General features: G+C 61.3%; 20 protein-coding genes and 1 pseudogene. 14 read left to right on the top strand and 7 right to left on the bottom strand.

Annotated elements, in window-relative coordinates; translation table 11 throughout:
* The 3 genes and pseudogenes from D460_RS36315 to zwf form a co-directional block, all read left to right on the top strand.
* A pseudogene (locus D460_RS36315) lies at positions 1–245 on the top strand (IS481 family transposase); the annotation flags it as partial.
* 243 nt (positions 246–488) lie between these two features.
* Positions 489–671 (top strand): hypothetical protein, encoded by a 183-nt coding sequence (locus D460_RS34400; protein ID WP_018896991.1) that lies wholly within the window; start codon positions 489–491, stop codon positions 669–671.
* A gap of 132 nt (positions 672–803) precedes the next feature.
* Positions 804–2327, top strand: coding sequence for a glucose-6-phosphate dehydrogenase (zwf, locus tag D460_RS0102840; RefSeq protein WP_018896990.1), 1524 nt, complete (start codon positions 804–806; stop codon positions 2325–2327).
* A gap of 399 nt (positions 2328–2726) precedes the next feature.
* Here zwf and D460_RS35805 read toward each other — a convergent pair whose 3' ends face one another.
* Entirely contained in the window at positions 2727–2894 is a 168-nt protein-coding gene (locus D460_RS35805; RefSeq protein WP_155947658.1) for a hypothetical protein, read from the bottom strand.
* A 192-nt stretch (positions 2895–3086) separates the two neighbouring features.
* On the opposite strand from D460_RS35805, the gene D460_RS0102830 reads away from it, so the two are divergent.
* A complete protein-coding gene (locus D460_RS0102830) occupies positions 3087–3515 on the top strand; it encodes a hypothetical protein (RefSeq protein WP_018896988.1) in 429 nt (142 codons plus the stop codon).
* A gap of 301 nt (positions 3516–3816) precedes the next feature.
* On the opposite strand, the gene D460_RS0102825 is transcribed toward D460_RS0102830, so the two are convergent.
* Entirely contained in the window at positions 3817–4212 is a 396-nt protein-coding gene (locus D460_RS0102825; RefSeq protein ID WP_018896987.1) for a hypothetical protein, read from the bottom strand.
* 244 nt (positions 4213–4456) lie between these two features.
* Between D460_RS0102825 and D460_RS0102820 the strand changes: the two genes are divergently transcribed.
* From D460_RS0102820 to D460_RS0102805, 3 genes are all read left to right on the top strand, one after another.
* Positions 4457–6013, top strand: a complete 1557-nt coding sequence (locus tag D460_RS0102820; RefSeq protein WP_018896986.1) for a helicase HerA-like C-terminal domain-containing protein — start codon at positions 4457–4459, stop codon at positions 6011–6013.
* 55 nt (positions 6014–6068) lie between these two features.
* Positions 6069–6434, top strand: coding sequence for a hypothetical protein (locus D460_RS0102815; RefSeq protein ID WP_018896985.1), 366 nt, complete (start codon positions 6069–6071; stop codon positions 6432–6434).
* A gap of 294 nt (positions 6435–6728) precedes the next feature.
* The gene (locus D460_RS0102805; protein ID WP_018896983.1) at positions 6729–8255 is read left to right on the top strand and encodes an ABC-F family ATP-binding cassette domain-containing protein; all 1527 of its coding nucleotides are present in this window, start codon (positions 6729–6731) and stop codon (positions 8253–8255) included.
* A gap of 88 nt (positions 8256–8343) precedes the next feature.
* Here D460_RS0102805 and D460_RS0102800 read toward each other — a convergent pair whose 3' ends face one another.
* A complete protein-coding gene (locus D460_RS0102800) occupies positions 8344–9675 on the bottom strand; it encodes an MFS transporter (RefSeq protein ID WP_026282723.1) in 1332 nt (443 codons plus the stop codon).
* 386 nt (positions 9676–10061) lie between these two features.
* Between D460_RS0102800 and cyoA the strand changes: the two genes are divergently transcribed.
* From cyoA to D460_RS36690, 7 genes are all read left to right on the top strand, one after another.
* The gene (gene cyoA, locus D460_RS0102795; RefSeq protein WP_018896981.1) at positions 10062–11198 is read left to right on the top strand and encodes a ubiquinol oxidase subunit II; all 1137 of its coding nucleotides are present in this window, start codon (positions 10062–10064) and stop codon (positions 11196–11198) included.
* A gap of 49 nt (positions 11199–11247) precedes the next feature.
* On the top strand, positions 11248–13251 hold the full coding sequence (cyoB, locus tag D460_RS0102790; protein WP_018896980.1) for a cytochrome o ubiquinol oxidase subunit I: 2004 nt from the start codon (positions 11248–11250) through the stop codon (positions 13249–13251).
* Between the two features lie 4 nt (positions 13252–13255).
* A complete protein-coding gene (gene cyoC, locus D460_RS0102785; protein WP_018896979.1) occupies positions 13256–13876 on the top strand; it encodes a cytochrome o ubiquinol oxidase subunit III in 621 nt (206 codons plus the stop codon).
* Entirely contained in the window at positions 13873–14274 is a 402-nt protein-coding gene (cyoD, locus tag D460_RS0102780) for a cytochrome o ubiquinol oxidase subunit IV (protein ID WP_018896978.1), read from the top strand. The genes cyoC and cyoD overlap by 4 nt, the downstream gene beginning before the upstream one ends.
* A gap of 50 nt (positions 14275–14324) precedes the next feature.
* On the top strand, positions 14325–15077 hold the full coding sequence (locus D460_RS0102775; protein WP_018896977.1) for an SURF1 family protein: 753 nt from the start codon (positions 14325–14327) through the stop codon (positions 15075–15077).
* A 98-nt stretch (positions 15078–15175) separates the two neighbouring features.
* Positions 15176–15937, top strand: coding sequence for a phosphoglycerate mutase family protein (locus D460_RS0102770; RefSeq protein WP_026282722.1), 762 nt, complete (start codon positions 15176–15178; stop codon positions 15935–15937).
* Between the two features lie 220 nt (positions 15938–16157).
* Complete coding sequence (locus D460_RS36690; protein ID WP_245267699.1) at positions 16158–16388, top strand: hypothetical protein; 231 nt, start codon at positions 16158–16160, stop codon at positions 16386–16388.
* Between the two features lie 22 nt (positions 16389–16410).
* Here the strand turns inward: D460_RS36690 and D460_RS0102760 are convergent, their stop codons facing one another.
* The 4 genes from D460_RS0102760 to D460_RS32450 form a co-directional block, all read right to left on the bottom strand.
* A complete protein-coding gene (locus tag D460_RS0102760) occupies positions 16411–17244 on the bottom strand; it encodes an ABC transporter permease subunit (RefSeq protein WP_018896974.1) in 834 nt (277 codons plus the stop codon).
* A complete protein-coding gene (locus D460_RS0102755; protein ID WP_018896973.1) occupies positions 17244–18068 on the bottom strand; it encodes an ABC transporter permease subunit in 825 nt (274 codons plus the stop codon). The genes D460_RS0102760 and D460_RS0102755 overlap by 1 nt, the downstream gene beginning before the upstream one ends.
* A 144-nt stretch (positions 18069–18212) precedes the next feature.
* Positions 18213–19346, bottom strand: a complete 1134-nt coding sequence (locus D460_RS0102750) for an extracellular solute-binding protein (RefSeq protein WP_018896972.1) — start codon at positions 19344–19346, stop codon at positions 18213–18215.
* A 54-nt stretch (positions 19347–19400) separates the two neighbouring features.
* The gene (locus D460_RS32450) at positions 19401–20459 is read right to left on the bottom strand and encodes an ABC transporter ATP-binding protein (protein WP_348625611.1); all 1059 of its coding nucleotides are present in this window, start codon (positions 20457–20459) and stop codon (positions 19401–19403) included.
* Positions 20460–20652 lie beyond the last annotated feature (193 nt).

Here is a 20652-nt window from a genome sequence, read left to right as displayed (position 1 = left end):
CCCGTCTACGACAGCGGCGAGATCGTCCGTCGCATCAGCACGACCAAGGGCTACATCGTCTTCAAGGGTCAGGCCTGGCGCGTGCCCGGCGCCTTCAAGGGAGAATGCCTGGCCATCCGTCCGCTCGACCGCGACGGCCTATACGGCGTCTTCTTCGGCGCAACCAAGGTCGCCAAAATCGACCTCACGAACACGCCGTGAGTGTCAGGCATGTCTCCGAACATCTGTCAGGGATGTCTCCGGGCTTTACAACGAGCCCGAGGATGACGTCGCGAGGGTGGATATCTGCGTATTTCAATAGCTTGCGGACGGTCGACCAGCTCTCCGGCGTTATCCTCGGCCTTGTGCCGGGGATCTAAGCACGTCTTCACAAATTCAACGGTGCCCGTACTCTCGACGACCACCCGCCCTCCGTCTACCTGCCCACGTCGGATGCATTGCGAAGTCACGACTGCCATTATATCGTCTGCTCACAGATGGAGGTAACCGTGTCCAAGGATACCATCGCCACGCCTGCGGCCGGGCCTGCCCCGCCCGGATATATTGAATTTCTCAAAGCCAAGGTCGCGATCGCCAGGCAGTCCGTGGCATCCGGCGAAGGGCGCTCCAACGAGGAGGTCGAAGCCTCGTTCGCCGCGCTTCGCAAGCAAGTCGAAGACGCCAATCGTTGACGCTCGTCGTGGTCCGACGGATCGTAGATCTGCATTTCAATCCGTATCGACGCACCGCACTGACCAGCCCACCCCCGCTTGGCACCCCATCCGCCCGCTCTATCTTCCCCCTCCCATATCAAGGAGATCATCATGGACGCAGCTCCCAGCCCGCCGGTCACGCTTGTCATCTTCGGGGCCACCGGAGACCTCACCCGGCGGCTGCTTGTTCCCGCGATCATCAACCTCACACAGAGCGGGCTAACCGGCGAGGATCTCCGCATTCTCGGCGTCGGCATCGATCCGGGTGACGATGCGATGCTGGTGGCGCGGCTCGATGATTTCCTGAAGACGCTCGATGACGGCGGGGCGCATGCGCAGAGCGATGGCTGGAAGAGCCTCAGCAAGCGGATCGCTTACACGTCGGGCGATTTCACCAAGGACGAGATCTATCTCGACATCAAGGCGCGGCTCGAGAAGGCGCCGAGTGGCAATGCCGCCTTCTATCTCGCCGTGCCGCCGCAATTTTTCGGGACGATCGTGGAGAAGCTCGCCGAGCATGGGCTAACCAAGGAAACCGACAGCGCGTTTCGGCGGATCGCCATCGAGAAGCCGTTCGGGACCGATCTTGCCTCGGCCAAGGCGCTCAACGCGCGCATTCTGTCCAAGGTCTCGGAAAGCCAAGTCTACCGGCTCGATCACTTCCTCGGAAAGGAGACGGTGCAGAACATCCTGACCACGCGCTTCGCCAACATGATGATCGAGGCGCTGTGGAACAACAACTATATCGACCACGTGCAGATCACCGCCGCCGAGACCGTGGATGTCGGCAGCCGCGGCAAGTTCTACGATGCCACGGGCGCGCTGCGCGACATGGTGCCGAACCATCTGTTCCAGCTGCTGGCGATGATCGCCATGGAAGCGCCGAACGGTTTCGGGGCCGAGGCGATCCGCAGCGAAAAGAGCAAGGCGCTCAGCGCGCTCAGGATCTATACGCCCGAGGAAGCGGCCGAGCATGGGGTGCGCGGCGTCTATACGAGCGGGCCGCTCAACGGCAACCCGGTCACCGCCTTCCGCGAGACCAAGGATGTGTCGCCCGACACAAGGACGGAGACCTTCGTTGCGCTGAAGCTTTATGTCGATACATGGCGCTGGGCGGGTGTGCCATTCTATCTCCGGACCGGCAAGGCGATGAAGGCGCGCGACACGGAGATCGTCGTCACTTTTCGCCAGGTGCCCTTCGCGCAGTTTCGCGAGACCGACATCAAACGCAGCCTGCCGCCGAACCGGCTGGTCATCCAGGTGCAGCCGGATGAGGGATTGAGCGTCGAGCTGTCGATCAAGTCGCCGGGCCTTTCGGTCGATACCGTGCCTGTCTCGCTCGACTTCCGCTATGCCGACAAATTCGATATCGGCAAGATGACCGGCTACGAGTCCCTGCTCTACGATCTCTTCATCGGCGACCAGACGCTGTTTCAGCGCGCCGACGGCATCGAGGCGGGCTGGGCCGCCGTGCAGCCCTTCCTCGATCTCTGGGGCAAGAGCGACGACCAGCCGGAGCCTTACCTGCCGGGAAGCATGGGCCCGACCTGCGCCGACGAGCTGATCCGAAAAGATGGCCGGCAATGGCATGAGCTCGGCGTTATTCTACACAACCCCAAAAGCGCACATGAATAAAAATACACTCTTATGTTAGTATATCCGGAACAACCATGCTCACGCGCCGGCCTTCCGAAATAAACCCATAATATTTACGGGAAACGGCTCGCTTCGCCGCTGAAAGGCGGTACCAAGTACAAAAAATGTAGAAGTTGACCGGTTACTTCCTGGGATCCAAGCTTTTACTGCTGACAGAGTTGCTTTTCCAGTGCGACAAAGAAAGCGGGGGCCCGTCACACCCCGACGGGCCCTTCTTGGGTTCCTAGTTGTTTTTTTGCTTATGTCAGGCAAAAAAATCGAATTGTTAATGACCGATTAACATATTTACTTGCGCTCTTCAGCGGCCTTGCTAAATCTACCCTCTAATCTGGGGTATTGATGATGACGGATATTCAGTCTTCCAAGAATCGATCCAATTCAGACCAGCGAATGGAGACCTGCCGGTCCGAATTCGAGCCCATGCTCTTCGAACTTATCCGTGACGGAGAGAAGAGAGGGTGGAAAGCCGCCGAAATCGCCATGGCTCTCGCCGACGCGGCTGATGACGTCATCCTGAAGCTTGCCCGCGAGACAAAAAGCAAGCACTGACCCCCATCCGACCGCCTGAACCAGGACTGCGTCAGGATCGATTTTCCGGGCCGAAACCCACTTTCGGCGAGCGGCGATAACACATACACTCACGACTGATTTGGCATTCATCACTGATTTGGCCTGTCGTGAGCCATCATCCGATGTCTCCCAGCAAGCAGTGTGGTCGCGCAACGGCGGGAGGCGATATTGCAGTGGTTTGCGGCAGCACTTCTGGCTTGCGGATGCGTCAACCTGGCCGAATTCCCCGACTTCCCACCGGCGAAGGATTATGTCGCAACGACATCGTGCAATTTGAGCGCCGATCCCGTCGCATGCCGGGATACGCGTGCGGGGTGGGCGGTGACTTATGCGAGCGCGGTTGGTGGGGGTTACGAGAGCCAGGAGAGGGTTGCGCTGTGCTTGAGCACTGGGTGCGATAAGGCGATCGTCGAGGATCGCGTTTTGGGCTGCGCTTGGCGGCATGTGATGGTTGGTGCGAAGCATGCGGCGACGGCGGAGAGTGACCGGGCGGCCGTGGAGCGGTTTTGTGGCGGGGGCGTGCTGGATGAGGCTGATCGGCAGACGGCGCGGGATCAGGCCGCCGTGTGGATGCAGTTGGTTGAGGTGACGCAGTAGGGTTTGTTGGCGTAGGTGGTGGATATCGCCCGGCCGTGAAGGTCGGCGTGCGCGGCCCCCCTCATCCGCCTGCCGGCACCTTCTCCCCGCTGGGGAGAAGAGACTCGTGGCACCGCCTTGCACCATCTCGGGCGTTGAGCAAAGAGGCGAGCGGGCGCCGCATTTCCCTTCTACCCAACGGGGAGAAGGTGCCGGCAGGCGGATGAGGGGGGCGACACGCGCAAACGCCCACCTCAGCACTCACCCCACAGCAAAACGGGCGGAAAATCCGCCCGCTGCATCATCCATCAACCCAATCCGATCAAACGAACTGGCTGAGCCCCGGCACCGAGGCTACGACCTCGTCGACGACTTCCTTGCCGGCGTGCTGTTCGGCAATTGAAAGGGTTTCCTTGGCGAGCGAGGTGATCTCGCCCATGCCGAGGCCTTCGGACATCAGCTGCTGGCCGAGCGCCATGATGCCGCCGCCGCCCAAAGCGCCCATGATGCTGCCGAGAAGGCCGCCGCCGCCGGTTTCGCCGGCGCCGTTATATTGGGCCACCAGATCGGAGGCGCCCGGAATGGCTTCGATCATCTTGGCGACCGGGCCGTCGGCCGCCTCGCGCTGGAGAAAGCCAAGCATCATGCCGAGCGCCTTTTCGGCCACTTCGGTCGGAATGCCGACCCGCGCGGCTATCTGATCCACGATTTCATTCATCGTCATCCTCCTGGTTTTATTGACGTTAACGTCAACGTTAATCGACTTCGAGTGGCAACTCAAGGCATCGGGCGGGAGAGCGGACCAAGATTGGCGCTTATCCCAGTTTTCCTTTTAATGCAGACAGTTGTCGGCATTGCGGTCCCTGCTTATAACAGTCGAAGCATATTACAATGAACATGCGGATTATGCTCTCCGCATTTTGACGCAATCGGCGTCCGTCGCCGGCAGGGAGACCTTTCGCATGCTCGAGGATGGCAAGATCTACATCGGTACCAGCCGCAACCCTGATGACAGTATCAACACCCCCGAATATCTGGAACTCAAATACGGCAACCGCCACGGACTGGTGACCGGCGCCACCGGCACCGGCAAGACGGTGACGCTGCAGGTGCTGGCCGAAGGCTTCGCCAGGGCCGGCGTTCCGGTCTTCTGCGCCGACATCAAGGGCGATCTCTCCGGCATTGCCATGAAGGGCCAGCCGCAGGACTGGATGACCAAGCGGGCCGAGCAGATCGGCTTCGACGATTACGAGGCGGACCAGTTCCCGGTCATCTTCTGGGACCTGTTCGGCGAAAAGGGCCACCGGGTGCGCACCACCATCGCCGAGATGGGCCCTCTCCTGCTCGCCCGACTGATGGATGCGTCGGAGCCGCAGGAAGGCGTGATCAACATCGCCTTCAAGATCGCCGACAAGGGCGGCCTGCCGCTGCTCGACCTCAAGGATTTCTCTGCCCTGCTCAACTATATGGGCGAGAATGCCACGGAGCTTTCCAGCCAGTACGGGCTGATCTCCAAGGCCTCCGTCGGCTCGATCCAGCGCGCGCTCTTGGTGCTTGAGCAGCAGGGCGCCGAGCATTTCTTCGGCGAGCCGGCACTGAAGATCACCGACATCATGCGATCAGACAATCGCGGCTACGGGACTATCTCGGTGCTTGCCGCCGACAAACTGATGATGAACCCGCGTCTCTACGCAACCTTCCTGCTCTGGCTGCTGTCGGAGCTCTTCGAGGAACTGCCCGAAGTGGGCGATCCGGAGAAGCCGAAGCTGGTGTTCTTCTTCGACGAGGCGCATCTGCTCTTCAACGACGCGCCGAAGGTGCTCGTCGAGCGTGTCGAGCAGGTGGTGCGCCTGATCCGCTCCAAGGGCGTCGGCGTCTATTTCGTCACGCAGAACCCGCTCGACGTGCCGGAGACGGTGCTGGCGCAGCTCGGCAACCGCGTGCAGCACGCGCTGCGCGCCTATACGCCGCGCGAGCAGAAGGCGGTGAAGACGGCGGCCGATACGTTCCGCCCCAACCCGGCCTTCGACTGCGCCACCGTTATCACCACGCTTGGAACCGGCGAAGCGCTGGTGTCGACGCTGGAGGCCAAGGGCGCGCCATCGATCGTGGAACGCACGCTGGTGCGGCCGCCATCCGGCCGCGTCGGGCCGCTGACGGACCAGGAACGCCAGCAGGTGATGGACAAGAGCCCGGTGCTCGGAGTCTATGACGAGGATGTGGACCGCGAATCCGCCTTCGAGATCCTGGCAGCACGGGCGCAGAAGGCGTCCGATTCCGACGCCGCCAAGCAGGCGCAGCCGACACAGCCGACCGAGGGAAGCGCCTCGGGCCGCTGGACGCTGCCGGGCTTCGGCGACGACAGCAAGGACGAGAAGCAGGCGCAGGGCCGCCCCCGCTCCGGCGGCTACCAGCGCGAAACGGTGGTGGAAGCGGCGATGAAGAGCGTGGCGCGCACCGTGGCGACCCAGGTCGGGCGGGCGCTGGTGCGCGGCATTCTCGGCAGCCTGAAACGGTAACCCTAATCCCTCAACCCTTTTCGGAAGCGACCGCGTGACGTTGATTTGGAGAGAGTTGAACCCCGCAGAAAAGCAGATCATCCAGCGTCTGGCGCGACACGCCGCGCGCGGCGAGGTGCCGCCAGCCTGGGACTGCGACCACTACCGGGCCGCCGAGATCGACGCATCCGGCTCGCTGCGCCTTCGCCTGCGCGACCGGACCGATTGGCCGGCCGACCTGCCGGCGCACCCCGTCGCGTCCGGCTATTTCGACGACAAGGAGGTCGCCGATCCCTACGGGCCGCTTGTCGACATCATCCTCTTTTCGGCCGCGGGCGTGCTTTCGGAATTGCAGATCTACCGCAGCGATGGCGGCACGATCCTGAAGGCGATCGAGGCCGACGCGATCTTCCTGATCACCGTGCATGAGCATCACGGTTGAATTTTCGCGGCCGCAATGCTATTGCCGAGATACTTGAGAAAGGAGGGTTGCGCGTGACGATACATTTCCGATTCAATCGCCAGCGTGGCCCCGTCAACGCCCTGCAAATGCGTTTGCAGGGCTGACCAGAGACCGTTTCTCGACACCCTCTTCCTGGTCCGCCCCTCGTGGCACTGCAGCCGTGAGCCTATGCTCGCCTGCATGTTTTATACCCCCCGAGCTTGAGCATACGCGCGCGATGAAGGCTGATGCCCGCGACGCGCCTGTGCCTGCTCGCAAGACCAGAGCAAGATCATGACGACAATCCATATCCGCAATCTCGGCATCACCCTCGGCAAGCCGCTGTTTTCCAACCTCACGCTTGCGATCGGCGCCGGCGACCGCATCGGCCTTGTCGCCGCAAACGGGCGCGGCAAGTCCACGCTGCTGCGCTGCCTTTCCGGCGCGATCGAGCCGAGCGAGGGCGACGTCACCCGCTCGCGCGGGCTCACCATCGGCCATGTCGAACAGGACGTGCCGCCTGCCCTTCTTTCTCTGCCGTTGCATGAGGCGGTGCTGAAGGCGCTGCCCGAGGACCAGCAGCTCAACGAGAGCTGGCGGGTCGACATGGCGCTTGCCGGCCTCGATGTGCCCGACGAGATGCGCGAGCGACCGGTGGGGCAGCTCAGCGGCGGCTGGCAGCGGCTGGCGATGCTGGCGCGCGTTTCGGTGACCGAGCCCGACGTGCTTCTGCTCGACGAGCCGACCAACCATCTCGACCTCGGCAAGATCGCCCGGCTGGAGGACTGGCTGAATGCGCTGCCGCGTGACATGCCCGTCATCATCTCGAGCCACGACCGCGCCTTTCTCGACGCCACGACGAACCGGACGCTGTTTCTGAGGCCCGAGCAATCGGCGCTGTTTTCGCTGCCGTACTCTGAGGCGCGGGCAGCGCTCGACGACAGCGATGCGGCCGACGAGCGGCGCTACCAGCGCGACATGAAGACGGCGGAAAAGCTGCGCCAGCAGGCCGCCAAGCTCAACAATATCGGCATCAACTCCGGCAGCGACCTCCTCGTCGTCAAGACCAAGCAGCTGAAGCAGCGGGCGGAGAAGCTGGAAGATGCGGCGAAACCCGCGCATCTGGAGCGCTCCTCGGGCGCGATCCGGCTTGCCAATCGCGGCACCCACGCCAAGGTGCTGGTGACGCTTGAGGATGCGGCGGTAGTGCGGCCGGATGGCACGCCGCTCTTCAAGACCGGCAAGCAGTTCATCTGCCAGGGGGACCGCATCGTTCTGCTGGGCGCCAATGGCATGGGCAAGAGCCGGATGGTGACGATGCTGCGCCGCGCGATCCTGGAGATGGAGGGCGCCGTCGAGGGCATCAAGACGACGCCGTCGCTGGTGCTCGGCTATGGCCACCAGGCGCTGAACGAGCTGATCGACGAGGAGACGCCGATGCGGATGATCCTGAGGCGCTTCGATGTCGGCGATGCGAGAGCCCGCGCGCTGCTTGCTGGCGCAGGCATGACGATCGAGATGCAGGGCAAACCGATCGGCCGTCTCTCGGGCGGACAAAAGGCACGGCTTGGGATGCTGGCGCTGCGATTGATCAATCCGAACTTCTACCTACTGGACGAACCGACCAACCATCTCGACATCGAGGGTCAGGAGGCGCTGGAGAGCGAGTTGATGGCACAGCAGGCGAGCTGCCTGCTGGTCTCGCACGACCGCGACTTCATCCGCAACGTCGGCAACCGCTTCTGGCTGATCGACGGCAAGAGACTGGTGGAAGTGGAGAGCCCGGAAGGCTTCTTCGCCGCTGCCGCGACGGCTGCCTGATCGGGCAGAGCATTCGCTGGTTAGGCTGAAACATTCAAAACCCGCCCGAACGTCCGTTCAGGCGGGTTTTCCTTATTGGGGCGACCAATCAGTCGCGCTGTTCGAGCGCCCGGCTGAAGGCCAGGGCCGCCAGCGTACAGATGGCACCCGACAGCAGGTAGTAGCCGACGAAGGTCAGGCCGAAGCGGCTGGACAGGCTGAGCGCGACCAGCGGCGCGAAACCGGCCCCGACGAGCCATGCCAGGTCGGACGTGAACGCCGCACCGGTGTAGCGATATCCCCGGCCGAAGCGCGACGAGATGGAACCCGTGGCCTGGCCGAAAGACAGGCCGAGGACGCCGAAGCCGATGATCACGAAGGCATCGTGTCCATTCGAGCCAGAGCCCAGCATGATCGGGCCGACGAAGCTGAAGATCGCGATCAGCACCGCGCAAACCGCGAGCTGCCCGCGCCTGCCGATACGGTCAGCCATCAGGCCCGACGCGATGATCGCCAAGATGCCGACCATGGCGCCGACCGTCTGCACCAGCATGAAGGCGCCGATCGGCTGATCGCCGTAAAGGCTCATCCAGCCAAGCGGGAAGATGGTGACCAAGTGGAACATCGCGAAGCTTGCTAGCGGCACGAACGCGCCGATCAGGATATCGCGGCCGTGGATACGAACGACATCGCGAATCGGTGCCGCTTCAAGCTCGTGCTGTTCCAGCGCCGTGCCGAATTCCGTCGTCATCACCAGGCGCAGACGCGCGAAGAGCGCAACGACATTGATGGCGAAAGCGACGAAGAACGGATAGCGCCAGCCCCAGCTGAGGAAGTCTTCCGACGAGAGATTGGCGACGAAGTAGCCGAAGAGCAGGCTTGCCAGCGCAAAGCCGATCGGCGCGCCAAGCTGCGGGATCATCGCGTACCATCCGCGGTGATTCTTCGGCGCGTTCAGCGCCAGCAGCGACGCCAGACCATCCCATGCGCCACCGAGCGCGAAGCCCTGCCCCAGTCGGAACAGCGCCAGAAGCGCGATCGACCAGACGCCGATCTCAGTATAACCAGGTAGGAACGCAATGGATGCGGTGGATCCGCCGAGCAGGAACAGGGCGATGGTGAGCTTTGTGCCGCGGCCGTACAAGCGGTCGATCGTCATGAAGACCACCGAGCCGACGGGACGTGCCAGGAATGCAAGCGAAAAGATCGCAAAGGAATAAAGTGTGGCTGTCAACCTGTCCGGCGCGAACGGAAAGACAAGTTGCGGAAAGACCAGCACCGAGGCCAGCCCGTAGACGAAGAAATCGAAGAACTCGGATGTGCGCCCGATGACGACACCGATTGCAATGCTGCCCGGCGAAACCGGCTTATCAGCATGAATTTGTCTCGCGTCACGTTCCATCGACGTGGACGAAGGACCATAGTTAGTCACAGTAGCCATATTCAAAACGCCTCCCTCGTTAAGACGCTTGCGGCAAAGCGTCTCAGGTAAGATTTTGAACTAACTGTCGTGCTTATCAAGGGTGGAATGCAGAAATAGTTTATGACCGCCCTCGAAAATTAGCGCCGCGTGAAGAAATGTGCGCGAGAACGCTAAAATAAGACCCTGAACGGTGGTCGAAGGGCCTTTCGGGGATATATAGTTGCACGAATGCGGCGGCGTGCAAAAAATGCCTCTTTTCGCCGCTTCAAGTTTTTGACATCGCACGCGCTCCGTCGTATCCCGCACTGCGGCAATTCTGCTGCGCTGCGACCAAACACCTCATGTTGCTACTAGTTATAGTGCTTTAGTCGCGGATCGGACGAAACAAAAAGAGCAATAACGACGTGCAAAAGCTGTCAAAGTTTTCCCGCCATCTCGTCATTCTGCCGCTGTTTTTCATGCTCGCAGGATGTAACCTGGTGGTCATGTCGCCTTCCGGCGATATCGCCATGCAACAGCGAGACCTGATCATCGTATCAGTCCTGCTGATGCTGTTGATCATCATCCCGGTGATTTGTCTGACGCTGTTTTTCGCCTGGCGCTACCGCCAGTCGAACACCTCCGCCACGTATGATCCGGAATGGCATCATTCCACGCGCCTCGAAGTGGTCATCTGGTCCGCTCCGCTCGCGATCATCATCGTGCTTGGTGCGATCACCTGGATCACCACGCACAAGCTCGATCCGTACCGTCCGCTCGACCGCATCGATGCGGAGCGCACGATTCCCGCCGACGTAAAGCCCCTGACCGTCCAGGTCGTCGCTCTCGACTGGAAATGGCTGTTCTTCTACCCGGAACTGGGCATCGCAACCGTCAACGAACTGGCGGCTCCGGTCGACGTTCCGATCAACTTCGAGATCACCGCGTCGTCAGTGATGAACTCGTTCTATATCCCCGCACTCGCTGGCCAGATTTATGCGATGCCCGGCATGCAGACCAAGCTGCACGCCGTCATCAACAAGGAAGGCGTGTACGACGGTTTCTCCGCGAACTATAGCGGCGCTGGCTTCTCCCACATGCGCTTCAAGTTCCATGGCATGAACCAGCAGGGCTTCGAAAGCTGGGTGGCTCAGGTCAAGAACCAGGGCACCGCGCTGAACCGCGACGCCTATCTCAAGCTCGAACGTCCGAGCGAGCGCGAGCCGGTTCGCTACTTTGCCACCGCCGACAAGGATCTCTTCAACGCGATCCTGAACATGTGCGCCACCCCCGGCAAAATGTGCATGAGCGAAATGATGCACATCGACATGATGGGCGGCGCCGGCAAGGAAAGCCACGAGAACCGCGACAAGCTGAAATTCGACGGTGAGCCGATCGACGGCATCCACCTTCCCGAGCCAGCTGCCGCAGGCGATGCCCCCGCCCATGGCGCCGACAACATGGAAAACATGCCCGGCATGACCATGTCCGGTTCGACCATGCAGCACGACGGCCATACCATGCCGTCGTCCGACGCGAGCGCGCCTGCTGCGACCAAATAATTCAACCTGGCGCTTTGCGTCTAAAAGACACCAATGAACGGGTTACTCCATGTTTTCCAATCCTGACCTTCTGAAGTTGATCTTCGGCCGGTTGACGATCGAGGCAATCCCCTATCACGAGCCAATTCTCGTCGCCACGTTTGGCGCGGTCGTGGTCGGCGGGATCGCGGTCCTCGGTCTCATCACCTACTTCAAACTCTGGACCTATCTCTGGAAAGAGTGGTTCACCAGCGTCGACCACAAGAAGATCGGCATCATGTATGTCATTCTTGCCCTGGTCATGCTGCTGCGCGGCTTTGCCGACGCCCTCATGATGCGTACCCAGCAGGCGATGGCCTTCAACGGCAATCCCGGCATTTTCCCGCCTCACCACTACGACCAGGTCTTCACGGCCCACGGCGTCATCATGATCTTCTTCATGGCCATGCCGTTCGTCACCGGCCTGATGAACCTCGTGGTTCCGCTTCAGATCGGCGCACGTGACGTGTCCTTCCCCTTCCTGAACAACTTCTCGTTCTGGATGACGACGGCAGGCGCAGTGTTGATCATGATGTCGCTGTTCATCGGCGAGTTCGCGCGTACCGGCTGGCTGGCCTATCCGCCGCTCTCAGGCGTTGAATATAGCCCTGGCGTCGGTGTCGACTATTACATCTGGGGCCTGCAGGTCGCCGGTATCGGAACGACGCTGTCGGGTATCAACCTGATTGCGACGATCGTTAAGATGCGCGCGCCCGGCATGACCATGATGAAGATGCCCGTCTTCACCTGGACCTCGCTCTGCACCAACGTGCTGATCGTCGCCTCCTTCCCGATCCTGACCGCAACGCTCGCGCTGCTGTCGCTCGACCGCTACGCCGGCACGAACTTCTTCACCAACGACCTTGGTGGCAACCCGATGATGTATGTGAACCTCATCTGGATCTGGGGTCACCCGGAAGTCTACATCCTCGTGCTGCCTGCCTTCGGTATCTTCTCCGAAGTCGTCGCCACCTTCACCGGCAAGCGCCTGTTTGGCTATGCCTCGATGGTTTACGCCACCGTCGTCATCACCATCCTGTCGTACCTCGTCTGGCTGCACCACTTCTTCACCATGGGTTCGGGCGCAAGCGTGAACTCCTTCTTCGGCATCACCACGATGATCATTTCCATCCCGACAGGGGCGAAGATGTTCAACTGGCTGTTTACGATGTATCGCGGTCGTATCCGCTACGAAGTCCCGATGCTGTGGACGATCGGCTTCATGGTGACCTTCGTCATCGGCGGCATGACCGGTGTCATGCTGGCGATCCCGCCGGCTGACTTCGTGCTGCACAACTCGCTGTTCCTCATCGCCCACTTCCACAACGTCATCATCGGCGGCGTGGTATTCGGTCTGATGGCCGGCGTGACCTACTGGTTCCCGAAGGCTTTCGGCTTCAAGCTCGATCCGTTCTGGGGCAAGATGTCCTTCTGGTTCTGGCTGGTCGGCTTCTACTTCGCCTTCATGCCGCTCTACGTTCTCGGCCTGATGGGCGTAACCCGCCGCATGTCGCAGTTCGAAGATCCGTCGCTGCAGATCTGGTTCATCATCGCTGCCTTCGGCGCCTTCCTCATCGCGCTCGGCATCGGTTCGTTCCTGATCCAACTCGTCGTCAGCTTCCTGAAGCGCGAAGAGCTGCGTGACACAACCGGCGACCCGTGGGGTGCCCGTACGCTCGAGTGGTCGACCTCGTCGCCGCCTCCGGCCTACAACTTCGCGATGACGCCGATCGTCTACGACCACGACAGCTGGTACGACATGAAGGCTCGCGGCCACGTCCGTCCGACGGAAGGCTTCAAGCCGATCCACATGCCGAAGAACACCGGTACCGGTGTCATCCTCGGTGCTCTGAGCGTCGTCTTCGGCTTCGCGATGATCTGGTACATCTGGTGGCTGGTCGCGGCGTCCGCGCTTGCCATGCTCGTGGTCACCATCGGTCACACGTTCAACTACAAGCGTGACTTCTACATCCCCGTAGAGGAAGTCGTGGAAACGGAAGACAAGCGCACCAAGCTGCTTGCCGAGCAGGTGTAAGATCATGAGCAACTCTGCAATCGACACGGCTGAGAAGCCCGAATTCTACCTGACGGAAGAGCATCATCCGGAAAACAGCACCATGCTGGGTTTCTGGCTCTACCTGATGAGCGACTGCCTGATCTTCGCGATCCTGTTCGCCACCTACGCCGTTCTCGGCCGCAATTATGCGGCCGGCCCGTCGCCGGCAGATCTCTTCGATCTGCCGCTGGTGGCGATCAACACCTCCATGCTTCTCCTCTCCTCCATCACCTATGGCTTTGCCATGCTGCAGATGGAGCGGGCGAAGAAGGCTGAAACACTGTTCTGGCTCGCCGTCACCGGCGTGTTCGGCGCCGTGTTTATCGCGCTCGAACTCTACGAGTTCATCCACCTGATCCACGAAGGTGCGGGCCCGCAGCGTTCGGCGTTCTTGTCGGCCTTCTTCACGCTGGTCGGCACGCACGGTCTGCACGTCACCTTCGGCATCATCTGGCTGGTGACGCTGATGGTGCAGGTTTCGATGCATGGCCTGATCCCCGAGAACAAGCGTCGCCTGATGTGCCTTTCGATGTTCTGGCACTTCCTCGACGTGGTCTGGATCGGCGTCTTCTCGATTGTTTATCTTATGGGAGTACTCGGATGAGTTCGCACGCACCCGCACACGAGGATGCTCACGAAGCCCATCATGGGCACAGCCATGGGCATGAAGCAGCGCACGGCAGCTTCAAGAGCTACATGATCGGCTTCGTCCTGTCGGTCATCCTGACGGCCATTCCGTTCTGGCTCGTCATGGCCGGCGTCTTCGACAGCAAGGCTGTCACCGCTGCCTTGATCATGATTTTCGGCGTGATCCAGATCGTCGTTCACATGATCTTCTTCCTGCACATGAACTCTCGCTCCGAGGGTGGCTGGACGTTGCTGGCGCTGATTTTCACGATCCTGCTCGTGGTCATCGCACTCTCCGGCTCGCTCTGGGTCATGCATCATCTCAATACGAACATGATGCCGATGAACCCGGAAATGATGAAAAACATGCCCTGACGGGCACAATGGACGGGCGGCGGCAACGCCGCCCGTTACGGTTTAAGACCTTGACAAACTCCCCTGCAGAACAAGCTCCCAAACGTCGTTCGGCGATCGCACTGACGATCTTCTGCGGCTTCCTCGTCGTCGTCCTTTGCGCGGTTTTCGCGCTTGGTGTCTGGCAGGTCGAACGCCGCGCCTGGAAACTGGATCTGATCGCCCGCGTCGATCAACGCATCCATGCCGAACCGATGGCCGCCCCCGCCCGTGCTGACTGGGGAAACATCACAAAAGATAATGACGAATACCGCCGCGTAACGGCTGAAGGTACCTTGCAGAACGACAAGGAGAGCCTCGTCTACGCGGCAACGACGCTTGGCGCCGGCTATTGGGTGATCACGCCCCTGACGCTCGCCGACGGGACATCCGTGATGATCAACCGCGGCTTCGTGCCGACGGACAAGCGCGATGCGAACACGCGCCTCGACGGCCAAGTCTCCGGCCCCGTCAAGATTACCGGCTTGCTCCGCCTCAACGAGCCGGGCGGCACCTTCATCAAGTCGAACGATCCTGCGAACGACCGCTGGTACTCGCGCGACGTGGACGCGATGGCCGCCAAGCGTGGCGTCACCGATATCGCCCCTTACTTCATCGATGCGGATGCCACCGCCAATCCGGGTGGTTTTCCCGTCGGCGGGCTAACGCAGGTCAGCTTCCCCAACAACCATCTCCAGTACGCGCTCACCTGGTTTGCGCTCGCCGCGATGGTGGCCGGCCTGCTGGTTTTCGTCTTGCGCAGCGAGCTGCGTCGACGTCGATAACGCGGTCGGGCCTTTGAGCCCGACATCCCCAGCGTTGCCCCGGACGACCGCACCGTTCATGATACGGCGATTCCATTTCGGACAATCCGGGCCGCATGATGCGCATCTTTCTCGTTCGCCACGGCGAATCCCTCGGCAATCTTGATGAGCGGGCTTACGGCCAGTTCGGCGATCACAATGTCCCGCTGACCAGGTGGGGACACCGGCAGGCCATCGGTGCCGCCGAGGCGATAGCTTCCAACCTCCGAACCTTGGCCGATGTCCGACAGCTGCAGATCTGGTACTCGCCATTCTTGAGAACGCGCCAGACCAAGGACGCGCTGCTCGAGGTTCTTCCGCCTGATCTCATCGGCAAGGTCCGGGAAGACTATCTCTTGCGCGAGCAGGATTTCGGCCTCTTCACCGAGATCTATGACCACGCGGAGCAGAGGCAGAAATTTCCCGACGAGTTCGAGAAGTGGGCAAGGTTGCGCAACAACAGCGGAAAGTTCTACGCGCGGCCGCCGGATGGCGAGAGCCGCGCCGATGTCGCCCAGCGCATGCGCCTGTTTATCCAGACGGCACTGCACGACGCCCGCGATGGCGACGACACCGTCATCATCGTCGGCCACGGTGTGACCAACAGGGCATTCGAGATGAACTTCCTGCAGCAACCGGTCGACTGGTTCGAGCGCTCGTATAATCCGGGCAATGCTGACGTGACGCTGATCGAGGGATCACAAGCGGCGGGATACGCATCGACGCTGCTCCATCACGCCGCCGATCGCCGACCGGGCGAGGAGAGAGAGATGCGGGAGGCCTATGGCGCCCAGGTCACGATCGCGACGAAGCCCGATACTCCTGAAGGGAGTGGGACGTGATTTGCGCACATATGGGGCTACGTTGCCCGCGATGATCGACGTCACAACATCTGGTACTGAACCCCGCTCCTGCGGCACATGCACATTGTGCTGTCGGCTGCCGGAGATCGATCAGCTCTCGAAGCCGGCGAATATGCTCTGCGTGAACTGCGTGACGGACCAAGGCTGCCGCATCTACGACGATCGCCCGGATCTTTGCCGGGATTTTCTCTGTGCGTGGATGAGAGACCCTAAGCTCGGTCCGGAATGGGACCCTGTCGTCGCGAAGATGATGGCCTATGGCCAGGGCGATCAGTTCACGGTGCTTGTCGATCCCGACCATCCACAGGCATGGCGCGAAGAGCCGTACGCCAGCCAGCTGACGGCATGGGCGACAGACGCAGCCGGGCGTGGCGGCTATGTCATCGTCTTCGTTGGCGACGACGTCTACAAGGTCGCTCCGACCAACTAATCGCCGCTTTGCAGATGAATCCTCAGTGTCCGACGCGCGAAAGCACGTCCGCCTTCAGGAACCGCTCGACGATCAGCATGAAGACGAGCGACGGGATCAGCAGCAGGAGCGCCGTGATCGAGGCGATCTGATAGTTGCCGCCCGATGCCGTCGTGTAGAGCAGCAGCGGCAGCATGTTCACATCGGGCGCGCCGACGAAATAGCTGCCGGTGAACTCATCGAGGCTTTCCAGGAAGACGAAGATCGCGCTTGCCATCAGGCCGGGAGCGGCGAGCGGCAGAGTGATGTCGAAGAAGGTACGCAAGGCCCCTGCCCCGGTCACGCGCGCCGCCTGTTCGAGCTCCGCATCGATCGCCGAGAAGGCCGCCGTGGCGATCCACACCGCGTAGACGAGGCCGTGCGAGACATGCACGAGGACCACGCCTGGGATCGTTCCGTTGAGGCCAATCTCGTAGAAGATGCGCGCGACATTCACGTAGACCGTGAGGTTCGGGAAGGCCTGCGGGATGAGGAAGGCGAGCAGGATTACGCTGCGCAGCGGCAGCTTCAGCCGCGCCAGCGCATATCCCGCCGGAATGGCGAGAAGCAGCGAGACGATCACTGTCAAGACCGCAACGACAAGCGAGTTTCGCAGCGAATCCAGCGCCCCGCCGCGTGGCGCGAAGACCTTTACCCAGGAGCTGAAGCCGTATTCCAGCGGCAGGCTATGCGGAAAGTACCATTTCTCCGCGACCGTCCACAAAACCAGATTGGCGAGCGGGCCGAAGATGAAGAAGGCCATCAATCCGAAGACGATGCCGCGCGGCACCCACCACAGGGCGGCGAGCGAGGCTCGCGATCGAGATACGGTCGTCATCACGCGCGCTCCTTCAGGCTTTGGCGGAGATAAATCCAGGCGACGGACGACGCGAGCACCAGCGAGACCAGACCGAGCGCATTGGCAACGCCGTAGTCGCCATAGGCGTTGACGCGGAAAGCGATATCGGCGGTAAGCATGGTCGGCGATTGCGCGTTGATCATCAAAGGCACCGAGAGCACCGACATCATGGTGACGAAGGACAGGATCAGGCCCACGGTGAGCGTGACGGCGACCTGCGGCACGATGATCTCGAACAGCAGCCGAAACTTCGACGCGCCGAGATTGCGGGCCGCCTCGATCGTATCGCGATTGATGGAGGCCATCGCGCCGGCGACGAGCAATGCCACGAACGGCGTCTGCTTCCAGACGAAGGCGATGACGATGCCGCGCCAGTCGAGGAAACTGACAGCATCGAGCGGGGTCATCAGGCCGAGGCTGACGGCGGTGTTGTTCATCATGCCGTTCTTGGAGAGAAAGGTACGCAGGATCTGGCCGACGACGATGAACGGAATGAACATCGGCCAGCGATAGAGCCAGCGCAGGATCGCGACGGCACGCGGATGTTCGCCAAGCGTCAGATAGCCGCCGATCGCGATCGCGCCGATGCCAATCAGCACCGTCGATAGTCCAACGATAACAACGGTGAAGACGATGTCGCTGGTGTAGAGGTCGAAGGTCTTGACGAAATTGTCGAAGCCGAGCGCTCCGCCCTCCACCCTGAAGGCGCCCACCGCCGACATGATCAGCGGAAGAATGAACAGGGCTGCGATGACCGCCAGCGCGGGCAGGACAAGCAGGAGACCGAGTAGGCGTTTCGACATGTTACGACCTTGAGACGCGAGCGAGGCGGATGAGAGGAGGCGGTGACAAAGACCGGCGCCGCCGAGATGACAGCGACACCGCGTGCCACCTCTCATCCGGTCAATCGAACCGCCTTCCCCCGGGAGAGAAGGCGGTTCGCAGGCTTACTTTACGGACTTTTCGTAGGCTTCGAGGATCGCGGTATTGTAAGGCGCGATCGGGAAAGGCTTGCCGTTATTGGCAAGATCGTCCGGCGTGATGTCGACGAAGAGCTTGTTCCAGGTCGCGTCGTCGAGCTTCGGCTTGACGAAGTTGGCGTCGATACCCGGATACCAGTTGAAGCGCTTGACGATGCCTTCGGCCTGAACTTCCGGGCTGGTGGCGAGCGCGATGAACTTCTCGGCAAGCGCCTTGTGGCCCGACTTTTCAGGAACGACATAGTGCATCGGCTGGCCGGGCATACCGGGTGCCGGCAGCACCAGCTTCATTTCCGGCGGCAGCTGGCCATTGGCCTGCCAGCTGTAGAACATGTCGACCCAGACAGGGCCCATGGCGATTTCGCCGCGGCTGAGAAGGTCGAGCGTGCCGGCGTTGCCAGGCGTCAGCGTGGCGTTCTTGGTGAAGTCGGCGAGGCTCTTGAAGGCGCCGTCCCACTTCGTGGTTTCTTCCTGCTTGAACGGACCCGTCATCAGGTTGTTGGCATCGCCGCCGCCGAAGGCATAAACCCAGCCCATGACGAAGGACACGCCCGAAGCACCGCCTTTGATACCGTTATAGCCGAACTGTTTCGGGTGGGCCTTTGCCCACTCGGCGAGTTCCGCGTAGCTCTTCGGCGGGTTCGGAACCAGCGCCGGGTTATAGGCGATCGCCGTCTGGCTGTTGAACATCGGCATGACGAAGCCATCGACATCCGAGCCCAGCGCGTTCTTCGCGTTGCCGCGGGTCACGAGCTTGCCGGTATCGATGTTGCCGCGATACTTCTCGAGGTAACCCTTCTGAACCATCGGCCCGGCGAACTTTTCGTGCACGACGGCAACGTCGACGTCCCAGACCTTGGCTTCGGCCGCGGCCTGCGCGTCGAAACGCTCCAGAATCTTCTGCGAGCCCGCATCACCGGGGCCGGTGCCGACGGCGCGAACCGTGTCGCCCGGATTGGCCTTCTCGAACAACGGTCCGAGATACTGGTTGATGTAATCGACCATGTTCTGGTCGCCGGCGGTGGCGACCGTCAGCTCTTCGGCCTTTACCGGCAACGTCGCGAGAGCAATGGCGATAGCGGCATACGTCAATCTCTGCATCAGGCTTCTCCTTGTTATAAAAATGTGAGGTTCTGAAAGTCAGGCATCAAAAGGTCAGGCGTGGACTTTCCCGGGCGAAACCCGGGAAATGGTGTTTGCCGGCTGGGTGCTCGGCGAATTGAAAAGAAACAGGGCCTCGGCTGGCACATGAACACGGACGCGCTCGCCCGGCTCAAATGCGCGAGTAGCGTCCGCCATGATCTCGCGATCGCCGACGCGAACGGCATGGCGCCAATGGCCGCCGGGATAGCTGACGGCTGCGATCTCGCCATCGAGCGTAACGCCCGACCCGACAACGGCAGTCTCGGCGGAGAGGATTTGCGCCGCCTCCGGCCGGAAGCGCGCCTCGACGGTGCCTTGCACGAGGTCTCGCCCCATCAGGGCGACATGGCCTGCGGCATTTGCCGGGCCCGCAGCGATAACGAAGTCGTTGCCATCAGGCGCGCCGGTCAGCGAGATCACGTTCTCGGCGCCCATGAAGGCCGCGACGAAGGCTGAGGCCGGTCTGTTGTAGACATCCTCTGGCGTGCCCTGCTGGGCGATCCGGCCGGCATTGAGGATCACGATCCTGTCGGCCATCACCATCGCTTCTTCGCGATCGTGCGTCACGTGAACGGCGGTAATGCCGAGGCGCTTCTGCAGCGCGCGCAGCTCATGGCGAACGCTGAGCCTTATGCGCGCGTCGAGATTGGAGAGCGGCTCGTCAAGCAGCAGGATCTCCGGATCGACCGCCAGAGCGCGTCCAAGCGCGACACGCTGGCGCTGGCCGCCGGACAAGGCCGCAGGCTTTCGTGCGCCAAGCCCATCCAGCCCCAGAAGAGACTGCATGGCGGAGACCCGCTTGTCGATTTCGCTGCGTTGGACCTTCTTTAGCTTCAAACCGTAGCCGATGTTCTGCGCTACCGTCATATGCGGCCAGAGCGCGTAGGACTGAAAGACGAGCGCCATGCCGCGCTTGTCGGGCGGCAGGTGCGTCACCTCGCGATGGCGCACGGAGACCGATCCCGAGGATGGCGTCACGAAGCCGGCCAACACACGCAGCAGCGTCGTCTTTCCGCAGCCAGACGACCCCAGCAAGGCGACGAATTCCCCGCGCTCGATATTGAGGTCTATGTCCTCCAGAACCTAGGAGTTGCCATATCTGCAGGCAACCGACCGCAATTCCAGAAACGCGCCTTGGCTCATCTTTCAACTCCCGTTGCACAGCTGTGCAATATGCCCAGGAGCTAGTTAGAATGTTTCCTTTACAGTTAGATGACGGTTGCCGCGTTCTCGCGTTCCACTGCATCGAATGGATGATCCTTGC

The organism is Rhizobium sp. 2MFCol3.1, assembly GCF_000377565.1.
Lineage (GTDB): Bacteria > Pseudomonadota > Alphaproteobacteria > Rhizobiales > Rhizobiaceae > Rhizobium.
The sequence above is the reverse complement of the archived record's forward strand: the minus strand, read 5'-3'. Positions and strand labels throughout refer to the sequence as shown.